18 protein-coding genes, 1 tRNA gene and 1 pseudogene are annotated in these 20,089 nt (G+C 59.6%); 13 read left to right on the forward strand and 7 right to left on the reverse strand.

The window, feature by feature from the left end; all coding sequences use genetic code 11:
• Positions 1-2 precede the first annotated feature (2 nt).
• Entirely contained in the window at positions 3-3,749 is a 3,747-nt protein-coding gene (locus AC3ITA_RS26315; protein ID WP_489278780.1) for a bifunctional diguanylate cyclase/phosphodiesterase, read from the forward strand.
• Between the two features lie 15 nt (positions 3,750-3,764).
• Positions 3,765-3,841, forward strand: a tRNA-Ile gene (locus tag AC3ITA_RS26320).
• Between the two features lie 74 nt (positions 3,842-3,915).
• Here AC3ITA_RS26320 and AC3ITA_RS26325 read toward each other — a convergent pair.
• The gene (locus AC3ITA_RS26325; protein WP_008051594.1) at positions 3,916-4,221 is read right to left on the reverse strand and encodes an XRE family transcriptional regulator; all 306 of its coding nucleotides are present in this window, start codon (positions 4,219-4,221) and stop codon (positions 3,916-3,918) included.
• The gene (locus tag AC3ITA_RS26330; RefSeq protein WP_150672013.1) at positions 4,214-4,579 is read right to left on the reverse strand and encodes a type II toxin-antitoxin system RelE/ParE family toxin; all 366 of its coding nucleotides are present in this window, start codon (positions 4,577-4,579) and stop codon (positions 4,214-4,216) included. Before AC3ITA_RS26330 ends, AC3ITA_RS26325 begins: the two co-directional genes overlap by 8 nt.
• Positions 4,580-5,160: 581 nt before the next feature.
• Between AC3ITA_RS26330 and AC3ITA_RS26335 the strand changes: the two genes are divergently transcribed.
• Entirely contained in the window at positions 5,161-5,469 is a 309-nt protein-coding gene (locus AC3ITA_RS26335) for a DUF3077 domain-containing protein (RefSeq protein ID WP_489278783.1), read from the forward strand.
• Between the two features lie 88 nt (positions 5,470-5,557).
• Here the strand turns inward: AC3ITA_RS26335 and AC3ITA_RS26340 are convergent, their stop codons facing one another.
• Positions 5,558-6,238: a zinc metalloprotease gene (locus AC3ITA_RS26340; RefSeq protein ID WP_489278784.1), complete on the reverse strand. Its 681-nt coding sequence runs from the start codon at positions 6,236-6,238 to the stop codon at positions 5,558-5,560.
• Positions 6,239-6,366: 128 nt separating this feature from the next.
• Here AC3ITA_RS26340 and AC3ITA_RS26345 point away from each other — a divergent pair, with 128 nt between their 5' ends.
• From AC3ITA_RS26345 to AC3ITA_RS26390, 10 genes and pseudogenes are all read left to right on the forward strand, one after another.
• The gene (locus AC3ITA_RS26345; protein ID WP_007980298.1) at positions 6,367-6,828 is read left to right on the forward strand and encodes an Lrp/AsnC family transcriptional regulator; all 462 of its coding nucleotides are present in this window, start codon (positions 6,367-6,369) and stop codon (positions 6,826-6,828) included.
• 222 nt (positions 6,829-7,050) lie between these two features.
• A complete protein-coding gene (locus AC3ITA_RS26350) occupies positions 7,051-8,733 on the forward strand; it encodes a flavin monoamine oxidase family protein (RefSeq protein ID WP_489278786.1) in 1,683 nt (560 codons plus the stop codon).
• 12 nt (positions 8,734-8,745) lie between these two features.
• Entirely contained in the window at positions 8,746-9,540 is a 795-nt protein-coding gene (locus tag AC3ITA_RS26355) for a carbon-nitrogen hydrolase family protein (RefSeq protein WP_095944840.1), read from the forward strand.
• A gap of 48 nt (positions 9,541-9,588) precedes the next feature.
• Positions 9,589-12,020, forward strand: a pseudogene (gene pqqF, locus AC3ITA_RS26360) (pyrroloquinoline quinone biosynthesis protein PqqF).
• A 167-nt stretch (positions 12,021-12,187) separates the two neighbouring features.
• Complete coding sequence (pqqA, locus tag AC3ITA_RS26365; protein WP_003444522.1) at positions 12,188-12,262, forward strand: pyrroloquinoline quinone precursor peptide PqqA; 75 nt, start codon at positions 12,188-12,190, stop codon at positions 12,260-12,262.
• A gap of 77 nt (positions 12,263-12,339) precedes the next feature.
• Positions 12,340-13,251, forward strand: coding sequence for a pyrroloquinoline quinone biosynthesis protein PqqB (gene pqqB, locus AC3ITA_RS26370; RefSeq protein WP_150672018.1), 912 nt, complete (start codon positions 12,340-12,342; stop codon positions 13,249-13,251).
• Between the two features lie 141 nt (positions 13,252-13,392).
• Positions 13,393-14,145 (forward strand): pyrroloquinoline-quinone synthase PqqC, encoded by a 753-nt coding sequence (pqqC, locus tag AC3ITA_RS26375; RefSeq protein ID WP_095944837.1) that lies wholly within the window; start codon positions 13,393-13,395, stop codon positions 14,143-14,145.
• Positions 14,142-14,417 carry a pyrroloquinoline quinone biosynthesis peptide chaperone PqqD gene (gene pqqD / locus AC3ITA_RS26380; protein ID WP_090451769.1) on the forward strand — a complete coding sequence of 92 codons (276 nt, stop codon included), beginning with the start codon at positions 14,142-14,144 and terminating at the stop codon, positions 14,415-14,417. The genes pqqC and pqqD overlap by 4 nt, the downstream gene beginning before the upstream one ends.
• Positions 14,389-15,561, forward strand: a complete 1,173-nt coding sequence (gene pqqE, locus AC3ITA_RS26385; RefSeq protein ID WP_095944835.1) for a pyrroloquinoline quinone biosynthesis protein PqqE — start codon at positions 14,389-14,391, stop codon at positions 15,559-15,561. Before pqqD ends, pqqE begins: the two co-directional genes overlap by 29 nt.
• Complete coding sequence (locus AC3ITA_RS26390) at positions 15,527-17,353, forward strand: S9 family peptidase (RefSeq protein WP_489278790.1); 1,827 nt, start codon at positions 15,527-15,529, stop codon at positions 17,351-17,353. Before pqqE ends, AC3ITA_RS26390 begins: the two co-directional genes overlap by 35 nt.
• Before the next feature lie 156 nt (positions 17,354-17,509).
• Here AC3ITA_RS26390 and AC3ITA_RS26395 read toward each other — a convergent pair whose 3' ends face one another.
• The 4 genes from AC3ITA_RS26395 to AC3ITA_RS26410 form a co-directional block, all read right to left on the reverse strand.
• The gene (locus AC3ITA_RS26395) at positions 17,510-17,668 is read right to left on the reverse strand and encodes a YqaE/Pmp3 family membrane protein (protein WP_003228885.1); all 159 of its coding nucleotides are present in this window, start codon (positions 17,666-17,668) and stop codon (positions 17,510-17,512) included.
• An 82-nt stretch (positions 17,669-17,750) separates the two neighbouring features.
• On the reverse strand, positions 17,751-18,071 hold the full coding sequence (locus AC3ITA_RS26400; RefSeq protein ID WP_414929565.1) for a helix-turn-helix domain-containing protein: 321 nt from the start codon (positions 18,069-18,071) through the stop codon (positions 17,751-17,753).
• Complete coding sequence (locus tag AC3ITA_RS26405; RefSeq protein WP_095944832.1) at positions 18,064-18,420, reverse strand: type II toxin-antitoxin system RelE/ParE family toxin; 357 nt, start codon at positions 18,418-18,420, stop codon at positions 18,064-18,066. The genes AC3ITA_RS26400 and AC3ITA_RS26405 overlap by 8 nt, the downstream gene beginning before the upstream one ends.
• Positions 18,421-18,671: 251 nt before the next feature.
• On the reverse strand, positions 18,672-19,955 hold the full coding sequence (locus AC3ITA_RS26410) for an aspartate aminotransferase family protein (RefSeq protein WP_489278792.1): 1,284 nt from the start codon (positions 19,953-19,955) through the stop codon (positions 18,672-18,674).
• Positions 19,956-20,089 lie beyond the last annotated feature (134 nt).

The raw sequence follows: 20,089 nt of genomic DNA on the forward strand, positions 1-20,089 counted from the left end.
TTATGCCCAGACTGCCGACCGTGCTTTTTTTGCTGTCGCTGATGACCTGGACCGCAACGGCTGGCGCGCTGACTCTAACCGACGAAGAACGTAGCTGGCTGGCGGCTCACCCGGAATTGCGCCTGGGTGTCGATGCGTCGTGGCCGCCCTTCGAGTTTCGTGACGATGAGGGCCGCTACCAGGGCCTTGCTGCGGATTACATCGAGGTCATCCGCAAAAGGCTGGCAACCCGACTCACGCCCATCGAGCCGGTGAGTTGGACCGCCGTCCTGGAACAGGCCAAAAAGGGCAAACTGGACCTGCTGCCGGGCATCATGTCGACCCCGGAACGCCAGAGATACCTGTCGTTCACCCGTCCTTATCTGGATTTTCCGATTGTCATCCTGGCCCATGTCGGGGGTCCCCAGCCACATAATCTGAAAGACCTGTACGGCCTGAAAATCGCCGTGGTGGAAAACTACGCCCCCCACGAACTGCTGCGCAGCCACCACCCCGACTTGAATCTGGTGGCGATGCCCAACGTCAGTTCGGCGCTGCAGGCGCTGGCCACCGACGAAGTGGACGCCGTGGTAGGCGATCTGGCTTCCAGCGTCTGGAGCCTGCGCCAACTCAAGCTCGATGGGTTGTATGTCAGCGGTGAAACGCCCTATCGCTATCAACTGGCCATGGGTGTGCCCCGCGACAACAAGGTGCTGGCCGGCATTCTCGATAAAGTCCTGGCGGACATGAGCCCCGCAGAAATCAGCGCCATCCAGGAGCATTGGGTCGGCAACGTCCTCGATCATCGAACTTTCTGGAACGACCTGCTGGTGTATGGCCTGCCCGGATTGCTGCTGCTGACTGTCGTGCTGGCGGTCGTTATCCGCATCAACCGCCGCTTGAGCTCGGAAATTGCCCGCCGGGTCGACCTTGAACAGGAACTGCGCAGCAGCGAATACCACTACCGTGGCCTGGTGGAGAGCCTGTCGGCCATCGCCTGGGAAGCAAAAGTCACCGACTTCACCTACAGCTACGTATCGCCCCACGCCGAAGACCTTCTCGGTTATCCCCTGTCCCATTGGCTGATTCCGGGCTTCTGGCGCAACATCATTCACCCCGCCGACCTGACCCGCGCCCAGACCTTCTGCGACCACGAAGTGCTGGCCGGGCGCGACCACCGCCTCGATTACCGGGTGATCACCGCCGACGGCCGCTGCCTGTGGGTGCGCGACATTGTCAGCCTGATCGAACACGGGCATGAACCGGTGTTGCGCGGGTTGATGATCGACATCACCGACGCCAAGCGCACCGAAGAAGCACTGCGCCTGTCGGAGCAGAAATTCGCTTCCGTGTTCCAGCAATGCCCGGACATTCTGGTAATCGCGCGCCTGAGCGACGGTTGCCTGCTGGAAGTCAACGAAGCGTTCGAAGAGCAGATCGGCCTCAAGGCCGAGGAGGTCATTGGCCAGACCGCCACCAACCTGAACATCTGGGGGATCCCCGGTGTCGGGCCGGGCCTGCTGCAACGCTTGCAGGCCGGCAGCATCCGCAACCTGGAAATGCCCTTTCGTCGCAGCAACGGCCAAGTGTTTACCGGCCTGATTTCTGCCGAACCGTTCGACCTCGACATGACACCGGCGCTGGTGGTCGTGGTGCGGGACATCACCCAACTCAAGGAAACCCAGCAACAGCTGCAAACGTCCGAAGAAAAATTCGCCAAGGCCTTCCATGCTTCCCCCGACGGCTTGCTGCTGTCGCGACAAAGCGATGGCTTGCTGTTGGAGGTCAACGACGGTTTCAGCCGCATCACCGGCTTCAACAGCGCCATGTCGGTGGATCGTTCGGCGCTGGACCTGGGGATCTGGGTCAACCTCAATGAACGCAAGCAAATGCTCGACCTGCTGCACCGCGACGGCTTTGTCCGCGACTTCAGCTGCCATATCCGCCGCAGCGACGGGCAGATCCGCCTCTGTGAAGTGTCCAGCCGTCCGCTGCCGATTGGCGATGAAGACTGCATGCTGACCATCGCCCGGGACATCACCGAGCGGCACCTGATGCAGGAAAAACTGCAACAGGCCGCCACCGTGTTCGAAAGCACCGCCGAAGGCGTATTGATCACCGACACCCAACAGCACATCAGCGCGGTCAACCGCGCGTTCACCGAAATCACCGGTTACAGCGAAAGTGAAGCCCTGGGCCACACGCCACGCCTGCTCGCCTCGGGCCTGCATGACAGCGCGTTCTATGCGGCCATGTGGCACCAATTGACCGCCGAAGGCCACTGGCAAGGCGAGATTTCCAACCGGCGCAAGAATGGCGAGCTGTACCCCAGTTGGCTGACCATCAGTGCCGTGCGCAACCGGGAGAAGTTCATCACCCACTTTGTCGCGGTGTTCGCCGACATTTCCAGCCTCAAGCATGCCCAGGCCAAACTCGACTACCAGGCGCACCACGACCCGCTGACCGGCCTGCCGAACCGCACGCTGTTCGAAAGCCGCCTGCTGACGGCGCTCAACAACCAACAGGAAAACGGCGGTCAGGGCGCGGTGCTGTTCCTCGACCTCGACCGCTTCAAGCACATCAACGACAGCCTCGGCCACCCGGTCGGCGACCTGCTGCTCAAGGGCATCGCCGTACGCCTCAAGGAGCAGCTGCGTGACATCGACACCGTGGCGCGCCTGGGGGGTGACGAGTTCATTATCTTGCTGCCGGGCCTGCAACAATCCAGCGATGCCGACCACATCGCCACCAAACTGCTCAATTGTTTCGCCGCACCGTTCCAGGCCGGCGAACACGAGTTCTTCATCAGCGCCAGCATCGGCACCAGCCTCTATCCGAAGGATGGCTGCGACGTTGCCACACTGATCAAGAACGCCGACGCCGCGATGTACCGCTCCAAGGCCAAGGGCCGCAACCGTGTCGAAAGCTACACCCGCGACCTCACCGCCCAGGCCAGCGAACGCGTCGCGTTGGAACACGAACTGCGCCGCGCCATCGAACGCAACGAGTTGCACCTGTGCTACCAACCGAAAATCAGCCTCGAAGACTACGGCCTGGTCGGCGCCGAAGCCCTGATCCGCTGGCACCATCCGACCTTTGGCGACGTGCCCCGGGAACACTTCATCCCGCTGGCCGAAGAAAACGGCATGATCCTGCAAATCGGCGACTGGGTCCTGGAAACCGCCTGCCGGCAGATGGCCGAATGGCACCGGCTGTACGACAGTCCCGGCCCGCTGTCGGTCAACCTGGCCGGCGCCCAACTGCGCCAACCCAACCTGCTGGGCCGCATCGAACAGTTGCTCAAGGACAACGGCCTCAACCCCGGTTTCCTGCAACTGGAAATCACCGAAAACTTCATCATGAGCCAGGCCGAAGAAGCGCTGGCGGTGCTGCATCAACTCAAACAACTGGGCGTGCAACTGGCCATCGACGACTTCGGCACCGGCTACTCGTCCTTGAGTTACCTCAAGCGCCTGCCGCTGGACATCCTCAAGATCGACCAGTCCTTCGTCCGCGGTCTACCGGACGATCCCCACGACGCCGCCATCGTCCGCGCCATCATCGCCCTCGGACGCAGTATGCAATTCACCGTGATTGCCGAAGGGGTCGAGACCCGGGCGCAACAGCAATTCCTCGCCGCCGAGGGCTGTGAACAAATCCAGGGCTACATCGTCAGCCTGCCTCTACCCCCCGACGAATTCGCCGCGACGTTTCTTCGTACAAGCGTAAAGGCTTTTTCGGATAGCACAGTCGCAAAACCGTCGCTATAATCCGCGACCTACTGAGGGCCTATAGCTCAGTTGGTTAGAGCAGAGGACTCATAATCCTTTGGTCCACGGTTCAAGTCCGTGTGGGCCCACCAAACAAGAAAGCCGCGCAATGCGCGGCTTTTGCGTATTTGAATAGCCCAAAACAGTTGAGCCATTTTTTAATCGTTCAGTTGGCAAAGTTTTCGATCTTTACCTGGCCCTCGGGGAAAGTGGCGATGATTTCCAACTCGCCACCCATGGCGCGGATGTAGTTGCGCAAAGTACTGATGTACATGTCCGTTCGCCGCTCCATTTTGGAGATCGCCGCCTGGTTGACATGCAGTGTCCTGGCCAGTGTGTCCTGACTCAACGCTTGCGCCTGGCGCAATTCGTGAAGCGGCATTTGTGCTCGTAGCTTCTGATGCAAGGCCTCAACACGCGCTTGAGACTCTGGAGAGCGACGTGCCACCAAATCAGCAAATTTTTTAGCCATTGTCATAGCCCTCTTTCTTCAATGCTTCCAAATGCTCGTCGTAGAGACGTTCGGCCAGTGGCACCTGTTCCGAATACCAACGCTCCTGGCCGGTTTTATCACCGCCAATCAGCAGAATCGCGCTGCGCCGTGGATCAAACGCGTACAGCACACGGTAAGGCCTGCCAGCGTGCTGCACCCTTAACTCACGAAGGTTGCCATGCCGTGAACCCTTGATATCGCTGGTATGTGGAAAACCCAAGTGTGGGCCATCCTCGCCCAGCAACATCACCGTGGCCTGAACCGAGTCCTGTTCGGCCTCGTTCAGGTGATCCCACCAGGCCTCAAATTCATCCGTGTATTCGACGTCCCATTTCATACAAATATGCCACCAAAGGAATATAACCTCAAAGGAATAAATGTATGAGTTTCAGAGGTGCCCAACCATCCTGATTTCTCTGTCAATTGTTAACGATGGTTGCTGGCAGAGAGTTTGCCGTTTTGCCAATTGCTTCAGTGCCCTCACGACAACACGGGAACCGGGCGTTTGGCTCAACTACTCAGAGGATGCACCGGCCTGGAAAATCGCTCGTTGCGCCAGTCTTCGTTTACAGAGGGTGTCGCAATATCGGATGACGTCCGTAAACCTTGTAGGCAAACTCCGAACCTTGCTTTTGGGCACTTTGCCGCCTTGTTGCGCTTTTCTTCGACGGGATAGTCTCTGGACGTCGCTGACCAATCAGTGATCGGGCTTGGAAACCCGTCGGATCACAGTGCAACAGTACTCCTACCACGATTCCAGACGTTTTTTACTACTGTGAGTTTTGTGTTATGGCAGCTGTGTGCGGGACGCCTTCGGGCGTGCCGGTTCTGTGGTCCCCGGTTTTCCAACCTGCGCACAGCCGCCACCCATTCGCTTGGAAACGAACGTGGCGACTACTCTAATCTTGGAGTACGACCATGACTAAAACTGATTCGCCCTCGCCCTCAGAACTCAAAACCATCGGTTTCACCCCCTTCCTGTATCTCTCGAATCAACCCCTGTTCCACGTCTGCCGCGACGTCCCCATCGCCGACGCCCTGGCCCAAGCCTCCGACCTGCTGTTCCTCGCCAAGTCCCTCACCGTGGACGCCGCCTACGCCCAAGACTCCGACCGCCACGCTTGGGCCGCGCATTACCTGACGACGATGAGCAAAGCGGTGATTGATGATGTGGTGAAAGTGCTGACGCGAAGGCCTGTTCAATCAAGAGCGGATGCAGATCAATAGAACACTGTTCACAGGACCGGAAAACTCCCAAAAAGGGACTGGGCGTTCCCTTTTTGGAACTGATAGAGCCGGCCTCTTCGACCCTTCGTTATTTGCAGTGCTGGACGACATCACTGCAACTGTCAGTCCAAACACGTAACGAAGGGATGGTCTGCACTGCCCGCAACCGCTCCAGCATCGGCCCCGTCAACACAACCTCATACGTATCCGCCGCCCGCCCCCACTGCTCCACAATGACCATCCCGTCCACCAGCGCCCCGGCCAATTCGGCAATCGTCCCGGCCTGATCCTCGATGATTTGTTGCGTCCGATCCCACACGCGATCAGTCATCGCTTTGAGCTGCGCAGTTATGCGTTCAGACGACGCTGGATCGATATCGGGGTAGAGGATATTACGCAGCAGGTGCTGTAGCTCCCTGACTTTTGCGTAATCCTGTTCCGCCCCCTGCTCGCCTTTGAGGATGGCTGTCGCTTGCCGCTTATCGACGCGTTTTGCGGCTGAAGGTTTTGAAGGCAGTGTTTGCGCCATTGCGCCAGCCAGGAGCACCATCATCCGGGCTTCCAGGTATTCCTTCATGGCTTCCATCGACAAAATTGACCGCACCAAGTTGATGGAGGCCCCCCCCTTATGTCTAAGGTCCATGGTCACTGTCAGGCTCACCCCACCCGTTTCAAATCCCAGGGCGCGGGCCACCACGTAGTGCCCCATTTCGTGATGGGCGATCTGCAATGCACGGTCCCGTACAGCGGCAGGCAGCTTTATTGTCATGTCCTTGGCCTCTCACCCTAGACAGCATCAATCTTAGTCGATTGCCTACTCTCTTTCGGCCACAAGCGTCGCGTCGAACGAGCCTGTAACATGCAGGACCATTGATTCACGCCTCTGGAGCCACGCCGTTGCCCGACACTCGCCCCCCTGTTCTCGATGAAATTGACCGCCAATTGATTGCCGCCCTGCAGATCAACGCCCGCGAGAGCGTGGCCATGCTCGCCCGACAACTGGGCATCGCCCGCACCACGGTCACTTCGCGCCTGGCGCGGCTGGAAAAGGCCAAGGTGATCACCGGTTACGGCGTGCGCCTTGGACAGCGGGTGGTGGATGGCGGGTTGCAGGCGTATGTGGGGATAACCGTGCAACCGCGTTCCGGCAAGGAAGTGTTGCGACGCCTGAGCGCGATGGCGCAGGTGCAGCAGTTGTGTGCGGTGAGTGGCGAATTTGATTATGTGGCGTGGTTGCGCACCGATTCGCCGGAGCAACTCGATCAGTTGCTGGATCAGATTGGCAGTGTGGATGGGGTGGAGAAGACCACGACGTCGATCATCTTGAGTAGCAAGATTGATCGGGGGCAGCCGGTTTGACATTCCAATTCAGGTTTCATGGGTGTCTGAGCTGACGCTATCGCGAGCAGGCTCGCTCCTACAGTGGGCAGTGTGTATCGATAGACCGTCATATTGATCGTTGAATTGGCAAAACGACGACACTTTGCGTCTTATTAACGTGCTCCGTGCTCTCTAGAATGGCTGGCATCTTTTCCTATACTCAGATGCGCATTCCGCGTCGGGTCGCCAGCAAGGTCAGCCATGAACAAGAACAATCGCCATCCTGCAGACGGTAAAAAGCCAATCACCATTTTTGGCCCGGACTTTCCTTTCGCCTTCGACGACTGGATCGAACACCCGGCCGGGCTGGGCAGCATTCCCGAGCACAATCACGGTGCCGAAGTGGCGATTGTCGGCGGCGGGATTGCCGGCCTGGTGGCGGCGTATGAGCTGATGAAGCTGGGCCTGAAACCGGTCGTCTACGAAGCCTCGAAAATGGGCGGCCGCCTGCGCTCCCAGGCGTTCAATGGCGCCGAAGGCGTCATTGCCGAACTGGGCGGGATGCGCTTCCCGGTGTCGTCCACCGCGTTCTATCACTACGTCGACAAACTGGGTCTGGAAACCAAACCTTTCCCTAACCCGCTGACACCCGCGTCGGGCAGCACAGTGATCGACCTCGAAGGTCAGACCCATTACGCACAGAAGCTGTCGGATCTTCCTGCATTGTTCCAGGAAGTGGCTGACGCCTGGGCCGATGCCCTGGAAGCCGGCTCGCAGTTCGCCGATATCCAGCAAGCCATTCGCGACCGCGACGTGCCGCGCCTCAAGGAACTGTGGAACACCCTGGTGCCGCTGTGGGACGACCGCACCTTCTACGATTTCGTCGCCACCTCCAAGGCCTTCGCCAAGCTCTCGTTCCATCACCGCGAAGTGTTCGGCCAGGTCGGTTTCGGCACCGGCGGCTGGGATTCGGACTTCCCGAACTCGATGCTGGAAATCTTCCGCGTGGTGATGACCAACTGCGACGATCACCAGCACCTGGTGGTTGGCGGTGTGGAACAGGTGCCACAGGGCATCTGGCGCCATGTGCCGGAACGTTGCGCGCACTGGCCGGCCGGCACCAGCCTCAGCTCGCTGCACAACGGCGCACCGCGCACCGGCGTGAAGAAGATTGCCCACGCGCCGGGCGGCCGTTTCGCCGTCACCGACAACTGGGGCGACACCCGCGAATACGCGGCCGTGTTGACCACCTGCCAGAGCTGGCTGCTGACCACTCAGATCGAATGCGACGAAAGCCTGTTCTCGCAAAAGATGTGGATGGCTTTGGACCGCACCCGCTACATGCAGTCGTCGAAGACTTTCGTGATGGTCGACCGCCCGTTCTGGAAGGACAAGGATCCGGAAACCGGCCGCGACCTGATGAGCATGACCCTCACTGATCGCCTGACCCGTGGCACTTATCTGTTCGACAACGGCGACGACAAGCCGGGAGTGATCTGCCTGTCGTACTCGTGGATGAGCGACGCGCTGAAAATGCTCCCGCAGCCGGTGGAAAAACGCGTGAAACTGGCCTTGGATGCGTTGAAGAAGATCTACCCGAAAGTCGATATCGCCGCGCGGATCATCGGCGATCCGATCACCGTTTCGTGGGAAGCCGACCCGCATTTCCTCGGCGCGTTCAAAGGTGCGCTACCCGGCCACTACCGCTACAACCAGCGCATGTATGCGCACTTCATGCAGGACGACATGCCAGTCGAGCAGCGCGGGATTTTCATCGCCGGTGACGACGTTTCGTGGACGCCGGCCTGGGTTGAGGGCGCGGTACAAACCTCGCTCAACGCGGTGTGGGGCATCATGAAACACTTCGGCGGTGCAACTCACGCCGAGAATCCGGGTCCAGGAGATGTATTCAACGAGATCGGACCGATCGCCCTGCCCGAGTAAGAGGATTCCGAAATGCGCGTAGCCCTTTACCAATGTCCACCGCTGCCCCTGGATGTCGCCGGCAACCTTCAACGCCTGCATCAGTTGGCGCTGGAAGCCAAAGGCGCCGATCTGCTGGTGCTGCCGGAGATGTTCCTGACCGGCTACAACATCGGTGTCGATGCCGTCAGCGTGCTGGCGGAGGTGCATAACGGTGAATCGGCGCAGCAGATTGCGCGCATTGCCAAGGCTGCCGGGATCGCCATTTTGTATGGCTATCCCGAGCGCACCGAGGACGGGCAGATCTACAACGCCGTGCAGTTGATCGACGCTACTGGCGAGCGCATCTGCAACTATCGCAAGACCCATCTGTTCGGCGATCTGGATCACTCGATGTTCAGCGCAGGTGCCGATGAGTTTCCCGTCGTTGAACTCAACGGCTGGAAACTCGGTTTCCTGATCTGCTACGACCTGGAGTTTCCGGAGAACGCCCGACGTCTGGCCTTGGCCGGTGCCGAGCTGATTCTGGTGCCGACCGCGAACATGATTCCGTTCGATTTCGTCGCCGATGTCACCGTGCGCTCCCGCGCCTTCGAAAACCAATGCTATGTGGCTTACGCCAACTACTGCGGCCATGAAGGCGACATCCACTACTGCGGCCAGAGCAGCATCGCCGCACCGGATGGCAGCCGTATCGCCCAGGCAGGCCTGGATGAAGCATTGATCGTCGGTGAGCTGGATCGTCAGTTGATGGTTGATTCCCGCGCCGCCAATCGCTACCTGATCGATCGTCGTCCCGAGCTTTACGGCGACTTGAACAAGCGCTGACTCACTCTAATCCGCTAGCATTGGCACTTCACTGTTCTGGAAGTGCCCATGCCCGCGCCGAATCCCCTTCACCCCCACACTGAAACCCTGGCCAACGGCTTGCGGGTGACGCTGCGTCACGTCCCGAATTTGAAGCGCTGCGCAGCAGCGTTGCGGGTCGCCGCGGGCAGCCATGATGTGCCGCTGGCGTGGCCCGGCCTGGCGCACTTTCTTGAGCATCTGCTGTTTCTGGGGACTGAGCGTTTTCCTGCCGAGAAAGGGTTGATGGCCTACGTCCAGAGTCATGGCGGCCAGGTAAACGCGCGGACCAGCGAACGCACCACGGACTACTTTTTCGAATTGCCGCCTCAAGCATTCGCTGGTGGAATGGAGCGTCTGTCAGACATGCTCGCCCATCCGCGTATGAATCCGGACGATCAACTGCGGGAACGGGAAGTGCTGCACGCGGAATATGTCGCGTGGTCGCAGGATCCGACAGCGCAGCAGCAGTTTGCGTTGTTCAATGGCCTGGCTGAGGCTCATCCGCTACGAGGTTTTCATGCTGGTAATCGCGACAGTCTGCCGGTAGAGCAAACTGAGTTTCAGCAGGCGTTGCAGGATTTTCATCAGCACTTTTACCAGACCGGGCAAATGGCCCTGAGCCTGGTCGGACCGCAGAGCCTCAATGAGTTGAAGGCAATCGCCGAAGCCTTTGGCAGCGTCATCGCCACAGGCGAAACAGTCACGCAACAAGCGCCGATATCGTTGATGGATACGCCGGATAAAAGTTATCAACAGGCTGGCGAACGACGTCTGGAGCTGCTGTTTGCTCTCGAAGCACTGCCCGACCGTTCTGCAGAAGCGTTGGCGTTCCTGTGCCACTGGCTGAACCAGGCTAAACCCGGGGGCTTGCTGGTGGACCTGCGCGAGCGCGGGCTGGCCTCGATCACTTGAAAGCCCAACCGCTGTACCAGTTCGCCGGGCAAGCTTTGCTGCATATCGAATTCACCCTGCCCGCCGCCGACTCGGCAACAGGCATCCGCGAACGCCTGCTGGACTGGCTCAGGTTCTTTGGCAAGCAAGACTGGGACCGATTGCGCGCAGAGTACGCCTCCCTGCTCCAGCGCCAGCAGCAAATCAGCAGCGCCATGCAACTGGCTCGACTGGACAGCGAACAACGCGAAGTCGGGTTATCCGAGCCGGGTGTTACAGCCCTCACGCAAATTCTCCAACAAATCGGCACGGTGGATAACTTCAGCGGCCCATGGCAATTGCCGGCACTCAACCCTTTCCTGCACTCCGAAGCACCAACAGCCAACGCCGGATTGATTCGCGGCCAGACCAGCGCCCACCGCGGCCTGCGCACTTTTGCCCAGGATCGCTCGCGCAGCCGTCGTGAACGTTCGCCAATGCACTTCAGCCAGGCATGGCCGGACAACGGTGCTGAAGGTGCGATTTATCTGCGCTGGCGTCTGGACTCGACTCCCGGCAGCCACCTTCAATCACGGCTGGAAAACCACCTGCAACCGTTGCGCGAAGACGCGCGTCAGGCCGGTGTGGATTTTTCCTTCAGTGCGTCGGGCAACGAATGGCTGCTCAAACTGAACGGGCTACAGGAGCCGATGCCCAGCGTCCTCGAGCATGTGCTGAAAGAACTGACAAAACCTGATGCCGCCGTCTCACAAGCCGAATCGACCAGCGTTGCGTTGATACCGATTCGACAACTGCTCAAGGCATTGCCCGATCACTGCCTCGGGCACGCCGCGAACTCGGACGATGTGCAGCAACTCTGGTCGAGTGCGCGATGGGATGGGCTGGCCATCGGGTTATCGGCTCAGACTCAAGCAGCCATGGGCCTGGCCTTGAGCCGCATACCCGGCGCGCCGGACAATCAACTGACGCCGCCCTCGTCGATCCTTACACAGCATCTATGGAGCACTGTCGATACCGCTTCCAGCGAACACGCCTTGCTGCTGTTCTGTCCGACAGCCACCCAGGAAATGGCCGACGAAGCCGCGTGGCGTTTGCTCGCGCATGTCTGCCAGACCCCCTTCTACCAACGCCTGCGGGTGGAACTTCAACTCGGCTATGCGGTGTTCAACGCCCTGCGGCAGATTCACGGGCAAACCGGGCTGCTGTTCGGTGTGCAATCGCCAAACATTGCGCCGGTGGAGTTACTGCAACACATCGAGCAATTCCTGAATCGATTGCCGGAACTGATCAACGCACTCGACGACACCGCTTTCAACGCTCAACGCCAAGCCCTGGCGGATCAGTTTTCCAGCGCTGCGCTCACCACGGATCAAGCGGCCGAATTGCTCTGGCAGGGCAAGCTGGCCGGCCGTTCGTCGGATTATCTGACGCAATTATCCGAGGCCATTTTGCGCATTGACCGGACCGCTCTACTGGCTGCGGCCCGACGCCTGAATCAGGCCGAGGGTGGCAGGCTGTGTCTTGCCAACAGTCTTGCCCCAGGTACGCCGTGGCAAGCGGCAAAATGATCATTACCGAGGCTGCAAGGAGCTTTCTCAAAGTTTCACGGACAATCCCTTTGAAATTTTGAGTAACATAGCCGCCTAACTAGCCTAACTATCTGGAACATCTCTGATTTGAGGTGGACTATACCTATAGATAGCGCTGTCCCACCCCACTTGAAGGAGTTCAACTTATGGCCTGGACCAAACCTGCCTACACCGACCTGCGTATCGGCTTTGAAGTCACCATGTACTTCGCCAGCCGCTAATCTGCTTAGGCAGACTGCAGCTAACGCCTCGGTTATCCGAGGCGTTTTATTTTCAGCGTTGAAATGATGGAGCGTCCATGTTTGTCCAGATTCTAGGTTCCGCTGCCGGCGGCGGCTTCCCCCAGTGGAACTGCAACTGCGTGAACTGCGCGGGCTTTCGCAACGGCAGCCTGCGGGCCAAGGCACGGACGCAATCGTCCATCGCGATTTCCGACGATGGCGTGAACTGGGTGCTGTGCAACACCTCCCCGGACATCCGCGCCCAACTCCAGAGCTTCGCCCCGATGCAACCGGGCCGCGCCCTGCGCGATACCGGGATCGGCGCGATCATCCTGATGGACAGCCAGATCGACCACACCACCGGCCTGCTCATGCTGCGCGAAGGCTGCCCGCATCAGGTCTGGTGCACCGACATGGTCCACGAAGACCTGAGCACCGGTTTTCCGCTGTTCACCATGCTCAACCACTGGAATGGCGGGCTGACCTGGAATCGTATCGAACTGGACCAAAGCTTCAGCGTACCGACATGCCCGAACCTGCGCTTCACCCCGCTGCCTTTGCGCAGTGCCGCGCCGCCCTACTCACCGCATCGCTTCGACCCGCATCCGGGCGACAACATCGGCCTGATCGTCGAAGACCTCAACACCGGCGGCAAACTGTTCTACGCACCGGGCCTGGGCAAGGTGGATGATGCGCTTCTGGAAATCATGGCCGGCAGCGATTGCCTGCTGGTGGATGGAACCTTGTGGGATGACGATGAAATGCGGCGGCGCGGCGTCGGTACTCGTACTGGGCGCGAGATGGGACACCTGGCGCAGAACGGCCCCGGTGGGATGCTTGAAGTGCTGGAGCAACTGCCCAACCAGCGCAAAGTACTTATCCACATCAACAACACCAACCCGATTCTTGATGAGGATTCGCCGGAGCGCGCAGAACTGGATCGGCGCCAGGTGGAAGTTGCGTATGACGGCATGAGTATTGTGTTGTAAGTAGCCGAGACCGCTGTGCGGTCTATCGCTAGCAGGCTAGCTCCCACAGGGGTATGCGTTTCAACTGTGGGAGCTAGCCTGCTAGCGATAAGGCCAGCTCAGGCACCAAAGATTTCAACGGTTGTACACCGGAGAACCGCCATGACCGACACCCCGATGTCCCCCGCCGAATTCGAAGCGGCCCTGCGCGCCAAGGGCGCCTATTACCACATCCATCACCCCTATCACGTGGCGATGTACGAAGGCCGGGCCACCCGCGAACAGATCCAGGGTTGGGTCGCCAACCGCTTTTACTATCAGGTGAACATCCCCCTGAAGGACGCGGCGATCCTCGCTAACTGCCCGGACCGCGAGATCCGCCGCGAGTGGATTCAGCGCCTGCTCGACCACGACGGTGCGCCCGGTGAAGATGGCGGCATCGAAGCCTGGCTGCGCCTGGGCCAGGCCGTGGGCCTCGACCCGGATCAATTGCGTTCCCAGGAGCTGGTGCTGCCCGGCGTACGCTTCGCCGTGGACGCCTATGTAAATTTCGCCCGCCGCGCCAGTTGGCAGGAAGCCGCGAGCAGCTCGCTGACCGAACTGTTTGCCCCGCAGATCCACCAATCGCGCCTGGACAGTTGGCCCCAGCATTACGCGTGGATCGACCCGGCCGGCTACGAGTATTTCCGCACGCGCCTGGGCCAGGCACGGCGTGATGTCGAGCACGGTCTGGCGATCACGTTACAGCACTACACCACCCGTGAAGGCCAGGAACGCATGCTGGAAATTCTCCAGTTCAAACTGGACATTCTTTGGAGCATGCTCGATGCCATGAGCATGGCCTACGAACTGAAACGCCCGCCGTATCACAGCGTGACCGGGGAACGGGTCTGGCACAAAGGAATCACCTTATGAGTTTCGATCGCAGCAAGACCCCGACCTGGCGTCCCGGCTACCGCTTCCAGTACGAACCGGCGCAGAAAGGCCACGTGCTGCTGTATCCGGAAGGCATGATTAAACTGAATGAAAGCGCTGCATTGATCGGTGGCTTGATTGACGGTGAGCGGGATGTCGCGGCCATCATCAATGAGCTCGACCGACAGTTCCCCGGCGTGCCCGAGCTCGGTGACGACATCGAGCAATTCATGGAGGTTGCCCGTGCGCAGCACTGGATCGAACTTGCCTGATTCATCGGTGCAAGTACCGCCCAAACCCGAGGTCGGCCTGCCGCTGTGGCTGCTCGCCGAGCTGACCTATCGCTGTCCGCTGCAATGCCCGTACTGCTCCAATCCGCTGGATTTCGCCGAGCAAGGCAAAGAGCTGAGCACCGAACAGTGGATCAAGGTGTTTCGCGAAGCACGAGAGATGGGCGCGGCGCAGCTCGGCTTTTCCGGTGGCGAGCCGCTGGTGCGCCAGGACCTCGCCGAACTGATTGCCGAGGCCCGCAAACTGGGTTTCTATACCAACCTGATCACCTCCGGCATCGGCCTCACCGAGCAGAAAATCAGCGACTTCAAGAAGGCCGGTCTCGATCACATCCAGATCAGTTTCCAGGCCAGCGACGAGCAGGTGAACAACCTGCTGGCCGGTTCGAAAAAGGCCTTTGCGCAGAAACTGGAAATGGCCCGGGCAGTGAAGGACCACGGTTATCCGATGGTGCTGAACTTCGTCACCCATCGGCACAATATCGACCAGATCGACCGCATCATCGAGCTGTGCATCGCCCTGGAGGCGGACTTCGTCGAACTCGCTACGTGCCAGTTCTACGGCTGGGCACAACTCAATCGCATCGGGCTTTTGCCAACCAAAGAGCAACTGGTGCGCGCCGAACGCATCACCAATGAATACCGAGCCAAACTGGAAGCCGAAGGGCATCCGTGCAAGCTGATTTTCGTCACGCCGGACTATTACGAAGAACGCCCGAAAGCCTGCATGAACGGCTGGGGCAGTATTTTTCTGACGGTCACGCCAGACGGAACCGCCCTGCCCTGTCACGGTGCCCGACAGATGCCGGTGCAGTTTCCCAACGTGCGCGATCACAGCATGCAGCACATCTGGTATGACTCGTTCGGCTTCAACCGCTTTCGTGGCTACGACTGGATGCCCGAGCCGTGTCGCTCCTGTGACGAGAAAGAAAAAGACTTCGGTGGCTGCCGCTGCCAGGCGTTCATGCTCACCGGTGATGCCAGCAACGCCGACCCGGTGTGCAGCAAGTCGCCACAACACGGCGTGATCCTCAAGGCCCGCGAAGAAGCCGAGAACGCCACTCAGACCATCGACCAACTGGCCTTTCGCAATGAACGAAACTCACGCCTCATCGCCAAAAGCTGAACCTTTCAGCGCTGCCAAAGCCGTGGCCGCCGGTATCGACTTTGCCGAACTGCAGGTCGGTCGGCAGGGCCTGTTCTGGAACGAGTACCGCCCCGAAGACGCGGCGTGCCGGATCTGGCATTGGCGCGACGGTGCAGCGAAATGCCTGACGCCACCGGGGTTCAGCGTGCGCAGTCGGGTGTACGAATATGGCGGCGGCGCGTTTTGTCTGACGGATGACGGCATCGTTTTCGTCAACGAGGCCGACCAGCAGTTGTATCGACAATCCTTGCAAGGCGAAGCGCCCGAAAGGCTGACGTCCGGGGCATGCCGTTTTGGCGATCTGCAGTTCGCCAACGGCCAGGTGCTGGCGGTCGAGGAACATCGCGATCAACACCGACTGGTGGCGATCGATCTGTTCGATGGCGCACGTCACCTGCTGGTCGAAGGTGCTGATTTCTACGCCGCACCAACGCTGAGCCCTGATGCCCGGCGTTTGGCCTGGATCGAATGGGGTCGCCCGGATCAGCCATGGACAGCGACCCGCTTGATGGTTGCCGAACGCCTCGCCAACGGCGGCTTTGCCGAGGCTCGTTGTGTGGCGGGCGACGGCGTTCAAGAGTCAGTGCAACAACCGCGGTTTGATGCCAGCGGGTGCTTGTATTGCCTGACGGATCGCGCGGGTTACTGGCAGCCATGGAAAGAATCTGAAAAAGGCTTGAGCCCATTGCCAAGTGCGACCGCCGACCATGGCCCCGCGCCCTGGCAACTCGGCGGCAGCACCTGGTTGCCGCTGAGCGACGACAATTATCTGGCCAGTTGGACCGAAGGCGGGTTTGGCCGATTGGGCATAGGCGGCGATTCCAGCGCCGACTTCACCGGCGACTACAGCCGCTTCCGCCATCTCGCCGTGGATGAGCGGTTCATCTATTGCATCGCGGTATCGCCCGTCAGTTCAACCGCCGTGATCGCCATCGACCGCCAGAGCCGGCAAGTACAAGTGCTGGCCGGCGGCATCGCGCCGCTTGCTCCCGAACAGATCAGCCGCCCGCAAACCTTGCACTACCCAAGCGGCTCAGGCGAAGCCCACGGCTTCTTCTACCCGGCGATGACCGGCGAGGCGAAACCACCATTGGTGGTGTTCGTCCATGGTGGCCCGACTTCGGCGTGTTACCCGATGTTAGATCCGCGTATCCAGTACTGGGCACAGCGGGGCTTCGCCGTGGCCGACCTCAACTATCGCGGCAGCAGCGGTTATGGCCGGGCCTATCGTCAGGCATTGCATATGAGCTGGGGTGATGTGGATGTCGAAGACGCTTGTGCGGTGGTCAGCCATCTCGCCGAGCGTGGTTTGATCGATGGCACTAAAGCGTTCATCCGCGGCGGCAGCGCCGGCGGCTACACCACCCTCTGCGCCTTGGCCTTTCACAACGTGTTCCGCGCCGGCGCCAGTCTGTATGGGGTCAGCGACCCGGTGGCGCTGGGCCGCGCGACCCACAAATTCGAAAGCGACTATCTGGACTGGCTGATCGGCGATCCGCAGCTGGATGCCGAACGCTACGCCGCCCGCACACCACTGTTGCATGCCGGCAACATCCGCGTGCCGATGATCTTCTTTCAAGGAGAACTGGATGCCGTGGTCGTCCCGCAACAGACCCGCGACATGGTCACGGCATTGCAGGACAACGGCATCCTGGTCGAAGCGCATTACTACGCCGATGAACGCCATGGCTTTCGCAAGGCCGGCAATCAGGCCCATGCGCTGGAACAGGAGTGGTTGTTTTATCGGCGGGTGATGGATTCAATGGACTGAAGCCCGCGCTCATTGCCGAAACGGTGGCGCCTCAATCGCGAGCAGGCTCGCTCCCACAATTAATCGCGTTCCTTTGGGAGAACTCGGTCGAATGTGGGAGTGACGGTGCGGCGATCCGACCTGCTCGCGAAGACGATCTACCTGCCGACACTCCTCTCAGCGCTTGGCGATGATGTACACCGCATGCACGATCCCCGGAATGTAACCGCACAACGTCAGCAGAATATTCAGCCAGAACGCCCCGCCGAATCCTACTTGCAGAAACACACCCAGTGGCGGCAACAGGATGGCGATGATGATGCGAATAAAGTCCATGGGGCAGCTCCTGATTGGGGTGAATTCGTTCGAGCCTACAGCTAATCGACCTGTGCCGTTTGTCAGGGTTCAGCCCGATTCCTCAGGCCAGTATCTCCAGGCCGTGTTTGCGCACGACACTCAGCAACTTCAACGCCATGCCACTGGGGTGCTTATCCCCGGCTTCCCATTGTTTGACCGTGGAAGCGCTGGTGTTCAGGTAGCGTGCGAACACCGGTTGGCTGACATTGTTGCGCTCACGCAATGCCTTGATCTCTTGCGCGGGAATTGCATCCGGTACCGTTGCAAGACAAGACTCATCGAACTCACGCATGGTCGCCTTGCTGATTGCACCGATGGCGTACAAGGCACTGGCCGATTCGTGGATCGATTCCGATAGCTCACTTTTGAATTTTTTACTCATTTGGTATCTCCACAAACTCCTTTGCATCCAGCAAGCGCTGAATTTCCATTTCGGTCAGTCCACCATATGTCTTGGCCAACTCTCGCAAGTCGAGCAAATGCCTGGGACTGATATTGCTCTGATCTTTCTTTGCGTACAGGAACTGATAGACCCAATGAGCACCGCCCTTGGCCAGGATAATCGAGCGATGGCGGTTGGCATTCAAACGCTTCTTCCAGACCCCGCCGCCCAAATTGTCAGCCTGACCATTGAGCATTTCGGTGAATGCCTCCCGGAGTTCGTCATCACCGATCCAGGCCTTGGCAGCCTGCATTGCGAAGCGCTTTGTCTTGAACAGCCTTGGTGACATCGGCATCCCTTCCATAAAACATACCACTCAGTGGTACAGAAATCAAAACCAACGCGACAGCAATACCGTTTCGCTGGCACCGGCACTCCCTGCCGATGCACGCTAGAAAGCCATTGATGTGCTAACCGCTCAAGCCGAAATTGCCTTTGGAAAAGACCAGCCACAAAAAAACGCCCCACGCCAAAAGTGTCGGGCGTGAGGCGTGCGTATTACCGCGAGACGGTTCTGGAATGTGTGCAGGGCGCGTCTGATCAGACGGCAATCCCTTTGCGGCACTGCAACTGCGCGGTGCGTACTCGGGAGAAGGCCCGCGTCAGGCGCAGGAGCATTTCATCGATGTTGGCGTTGCTGACATTGAGCGCAGGGGTAAAGCGCAGGCAGTCGGGTTGTGGGGCATTGAGCAGCAACCCTTCGTACAGAGCGGCCTTGACCACCGCGTCAGCGGAGTCGTCCGACAGCGTCAGCCCCCAAAGCAGCCCTTGTCCGCGCAACTCGCCGTGACCGTAACGATGGGCCAAACGACCCAAGCCTTCACGCAGGTGTTGCCCGGCTTGTGCGACGTGTTTGAGGAAAGCCTTGTCCTGCACGGTATCGAGCACCGAAAGTCCCGCCGCGGTCATCAACGCATTACCGTGATGAGTGCCTGTCACCTCGCCAATATCGAAACAGCAAGCCTTGCCCCGCGCCAGCAGCGCGGCCAATGGCACGCCGCCGCCCAAGCCTTTGCCGAGCACAACGATATCCGCCGTGACGGCGCAAGACTGTTCCGCGAGCAAGGTGCCACAACGGCCGATGCCGGTTTGCACTTCGTCGAGGATCAGCAAAATGCCGAGTTCACGGCACAAGCGTTCGACGCCCTTGAGGTAGTGCGCGGTGGCCGGAATCACGCCGGCTTCGCTCTGGATCGGCTCGAGCATGATCGCCACGGTCCGTTCATCCACGGCCGCATGCAACGCTGGCAGGTCATTGAACGGAACACGACTGAAGCCTGGCAGTTGCGGCTCGAATCGGTTGGTCAATGTCGAACTGTCCGACGCTGAAATCGTCCCCAGGCTCCGGCCGTGGCAACCGTTGTTGGCCACAATGATTCGCGACGCACCGCCACGATGCCGTTGACCCCATTTGCGCGCCAGTTTGATCGCCGCCTCACAGGCTTCGCTGCCGGTATTGAGCAGGTAGGCCTGATCACTGCCGGTGCTGGCACACAGATGTTCGGCGAGGCTGAGCATGCCGCGGTTGTGCAGGCTGAAACCCGGGTTGATCAGCGATTGAGCCTGGGCAGTGATTGCGTTGACCAGAACCGAAGGGCTATGACCAAGGCTATTGGCCCCGCCGCCCTGGGAAAAATCCAGGTACGCACGGTCATCGCTGTCCCACAACCATGAACCCTGGCCACGCACAAACACCTGTTTCGGCCGTTCGACACTGGGCATCAAGTACTCGCTGGAAAGGTTATCGCCTTGGGATGGCCGGGAGGCGTCCATGACCAGATCATCAAGACTGGGAGGACTGCGGCGCAGACTGAACAGACTCATCTGACAAAACCTCTGATGAGGTTTTTTGCCTTACCTATGTAAATACCATCGAAGCAAAGGGTATTCATCGCGCTCTGTGGCCCTGTAAGCCCTGTGAATGCGCTTAGACTAGGCTCAGGCGAGGCGTTCAGCCA

It is taken from the genome of Pseudomonas sp. GL_090 (assembly GCF_057837765.1).

Bases quoted from the DNA above. Each gene is read 5' to 3' on its own strand.
- pqqC (WP_095944837.1), top strand. From the start codon at position 13,393: ATGACCGACACCCCGATGTCCCCCGCCGAATTCGAAGCGGCCCTGCGC.
- AC3ITA_RS26395 (WP_003228885.1), bottom strand. From the start codon at position 17,668: ATGGACTTTATTCGCATCATCATCGCCATCCTGTTGCCGCCACTGGGT.
- AC3ITA_RS26355 (WP_095944840.1), top strand. From the start codon at position 8,746: ATGCGCGTAGCCCTTTACCAATGTCCACCGCTGCCCCTGGATGTCGCC.
- AC3ITA_RS26315 (WP_489278780.1), top strand. From the start codon at position 3: ATGCCCAGACTGCCGACCGTGCTTTTTTTGCTGTCGCTGATGACCTGG.
- AC3ITA_RS26410 (WP_489278792.1), bottom strand. From the start codon at position 19,955: ATGAGTCTGTTCAGTCTGCGCCGCAGTCCTCCCAGTCTTGATGATCTG.
- pqqB (WP_150672018.1), top strand. From the start codon at position 12,340: ATGTTTGTCCAGATTCTAGGTTCCGCTGCCGGCGGCGGCTTCCCCCAG.
- AC3ITA_RS26390 (WP_489278790.1), top strand. From the start codon at position 15,527: ATGAACGAAACTCACGCCTCATCGCCAAAAGCTGAACCTTTCAGCGCT.
- AC3ITA_RS26400 (WP_414929565.1), bottom strand. From the start codon at position 18,071: ATGAGTAAAAAATTCAAAAGTGAGCTATCGGAATCGATCCACGAATCG.
- AC3ITA_RS26335 (WP_489278783.1), top strand. From the start codon at position 5,161: ATGACTAAAACTGATTCGCCCTCGCCCTCAGAACTCAAAACCATCGGT.
- AC3ITA_RS26350 (WP_489278786.1), top strand. From the start codon at position 7,051: ATGAACAAGAACAATCGCCATCCTGCAGACGGTAAAAAGCCAATCACC.
- AC3ITA_RS26330 (WP_150672013.1), bottom strand. From the start codon at position 4,579: ATGAAATGGGACGTCGAATACACGGATGAATTTGAGGCCTGGTGGGAT.
- AC3ITA_RS26340 (WP_489278784.1), bottom strand. From the start codon at position 6,238: ATGACAATAAAGCTGCCTGCCGCTGTACGGGACCGTGCATTGCAGATC.
- AC3ITA_RS26325 (WP_008051594.1), bottom strand. From the start codon at position 4,221: ATGGCTAAAAAATTTGCTGATTTGGTGGCACGTCGCTCTCCAGAGTCT.
- AC3ITA_RS26405 (WP_095944832.1), bottom strand. From the start codon at position 18,420: ATGTCACCAAGGCTGTTCAAGACAAAGCGCTTCGCAATGCAGGCTGCC.
- pqqD (WP_090451769.1), top strand. From the start codon at position 14,142: ATGAGTTTCGATCGCAGCAAGACCCCGACCTGGCGTCCCGGCTACCGC.